We start from the raw sequence: 2,651 nt of genomic DNA on the forward strand, positions 1-2,651 counted from the left end.
CCCGCCCCCACCGCCGGCAGCCTGACCTCTACCGAGCCCGGTATCGTCGGCTTCGGCATGTGCCGCAGCGTCTGCTCGAAGGCAGCGATGCGCTGGTCGAGCGTGAAGCCTGAGCCGGCGGCTCCACCGACAGCCTCGTCGAACTGGACCTGCGCCCCGCTGGCCTCGACCGCGAAATGCGGCTTCAGGCCGAGATCGACCGAGGCCTTGCCGTCGGCGGTATAGGGATTGTCGAGCGGGCCGGTCTCGAAGCGGAACTCCTCGACATCGAGCTTCTGGTGGTCGAGCGCGAACTTGCCGTTCAGTCGGAAGCCCGGATCGGGCTTGCCGGTGCTGATCTTGAGCGGCTCGCCGTCATTGCCACGCAGCTCGGCCGAGTTTTTGTCCGCGCCAGAGATCTTGAATTGGCCGGAATAGACCGCCGCGCCCTTGACGATGCCGGCATTGCCGTCGGCTTCGACGATCAGCGGATAGGCATCGGGATCGGCCTTCAGCCTGAGCCGCATCTGGCCGTCCGGTTCCACCTTGCCGGTCGAGGCCGAGACATCGGTGCGCAGGCCGTCGAAGCGCAGCGTTCCGTCCATGCGCCATGGACCGGTGAGCGCCTTGGCCGAAATGGTCGAGTTGATCTCCGAGATCAGATGGCTGCGCCCGCCGGCGGCGTGGCGAAGCTCGATCTGCCCCTCGGTCACCGATAGCTTCTCGATGGCGATCTGGCCGGGGTTGAAGGGCGTCGACGGCCGGATCGCCCAGTCGACGGTGCCGTTGCCGGCGACATCGATGATGGCTTTGGGATGTACCAGCCGCATGTCGAAGATCAGCACCTCGCCGCGCAGGAACGGCGCGAGCTCCGCATCCATGGAAAAGGTCTCGACCGTCATCGCCGGCTTGCCTTCCGGCCCGCCCGCGACCTCGACATTCGAGAAGGTCACCGACGGAAACGGCAGCAGCCGCGCCGTCGCATCGCCCTTCACCGTCACCTTGCGGCCGAGGATGGCGCTGGCCTCGCGCTCGAAATCGCCCCGGTAACCCGTCCAGTCGATGAAATACGGCACCACCAGCGCCGCGCACAGCACCAGCACGAACAGGCCACCGAAGATCACGAACAGGCGGGCGAGCATCTGTTTCCCGGGTTGGAAGTCAGCCGCACTCTACCCGCATCCGCGTGTCGATAAAGAGGCAATTCGGCGCCCAGCGCCCGCCAACCTCTCCAGCTGCGCGACCGCTCGCTGTCGCGATATCTCTTTTGCCGATCCCTGCCCTTCCGGCCGCGTCCTTGGCCCGCTACAGATCTGAACCCAACACGGAGCGTTCCCGATGTCAGGCAAGAACTGGGACAGAGTGCCGATCGATGCACAGAGCGTCGACGCTCCGCTGTCGACGGCCGCGATTTTCCTCGTCGTCACGGTGGGCAGCGACAAGGCCGCGCTTTCGACCGCCGCCTCGGTGCTGGGCGCGCTCGATGATCTCGTCAAGAATGTCGGCTTCCGCGACCTGTCGGGCCGGCTGTCCTGCATCGCCGGCATCGGCGCCGGGCTCTGGAACCGCCTGTCGCCCAGCCGGCGGCCGCGCGAGCTGAAACCCTTCGCGCCGATGGAGGGCGCGGCGCATTCGGCGCCCTCGACCCCGGGCGATCTGCTGTTCCACATCCGCGCCGAGCGGCCCGACATGTGCTTCGAGCTCGAGCGCATCCTGCTCGACAACCTGGGTGGCAGCGTGACGGTCGTCGACGAGGTATCCGGCTTTCGCTATTTCGACGCGCGCGATCTGCTGGGCTTCGTCGACGGCACCGCCAATCCGACCGGCCTCGACCTGCCCGCCTCCGCCTTGGTCGGCGACGAGGACGGCGACTTTGCCGGCGGCAGCTACGTCGTCGTGCAAAAATACCTGCACGACATGGCGGCCTGGAAAGAGACGCCGACTCATGTCCAGGAAGAGATCATCGGCCGCACCAAGATCGACAACATCGAGATCGACGACGACGACAAGCCGCGCAAGTCGCACAAATCGCTGGCCACGATCGAGGACGACGCCGGCAACGAATACGACATCCTGCGCGACAACATGCCGTTCGGCCGTCCCGGGCAGAACGAGTACGGCACCTATTTCATCGGCTACACGCGCTATCTGTGGGTGATCGAGAAAATGCTGCAGCGCATGTATGTCGGCGAGCCGCCCGGCGCCTATGACCGGCTGCTCGATTTCTCCACCCCGCATACCGGCACGACCTTCTTCGCGCCGACGCGGCCAATGCTGCAGAAGCTGGTTGAAGGCGTGGGAGAATAGCCGCCGGCCAGCGTATCAGCCCGCCGCCGGCAATATCTTGCCCGGATTCATGATGTTCAGCGGATCGAGCGCCTGCTTGATCGTGCGCATGATATCGACGCCATGGCCGAGCTCGTGGCGCAGGAAGCCCACCTTGCCCTGGCCGATGCCATGCTCGCCGGTGCAGGTGCCTTCCATCGCGATGGCGCGCAAGTTGAGCCGGGCGACAAATTTCTCGGCAAGCGCGATCTCGGCCGGGTTGTCGACGTCCATCAGCACCAGCACGTGGAAATTGCCGTCGCCGGCATGGCCGACGATAGGCGCCACCAGCCCCATCTCGGCAATGTCGGCCTCGGTTTCGGTGACGCATTCGGCAAGCCGCGAGA

3 protein-coding genes are annotated in these 2,651 nt (G+C 65.7%); 1 reads left to right on the forward strand and 2 read right to left on the reverse strand.

The window, feature by feature from the left end:
• The coding region (locus EOD07_RS29960) for an AsmA family protein (RefSeq protein ID WP_127237893.1) at positions 1 to 1,121 on the reverse strand (1,121 nt) is incomplete at its 3' end.
• A 196-nt stretch (positions 1,122 to 1,317) separates the two neighbouring features.
• Between EOD07_RS29960 and EOD07_RS29965 the strand changes: the two genes are divergently transcribed.
• Entirely contained in the window at positions 1,318 to 2,286 is a 969-nt protein-coding gene (locus EOD07_RS29965; protein WP_127237894.1) for a Dyp-type peroxidase, read from the forward strand.
• A 15-nt stretch (positions 2,287 to 2,301) separates the two neighbouring features.
• Here EOD07_RS29965 and EOD07_RS29970 read toward each other — a convergent pair.
• Positions 2,302 to 2,651: FAD-linked oxidase C-terminal domain-containing protein (locus tag EOD07_RS29970; RefSeq protein ID WP_281059096.1), on the reverse strand; the 350-nt coding region annotated here is incomplete at its 5' end.

The organism is Mesorhizobium sp. M2C.T.Ca.TU.002.02.1.1 (genome assembly GCF_003997225.1).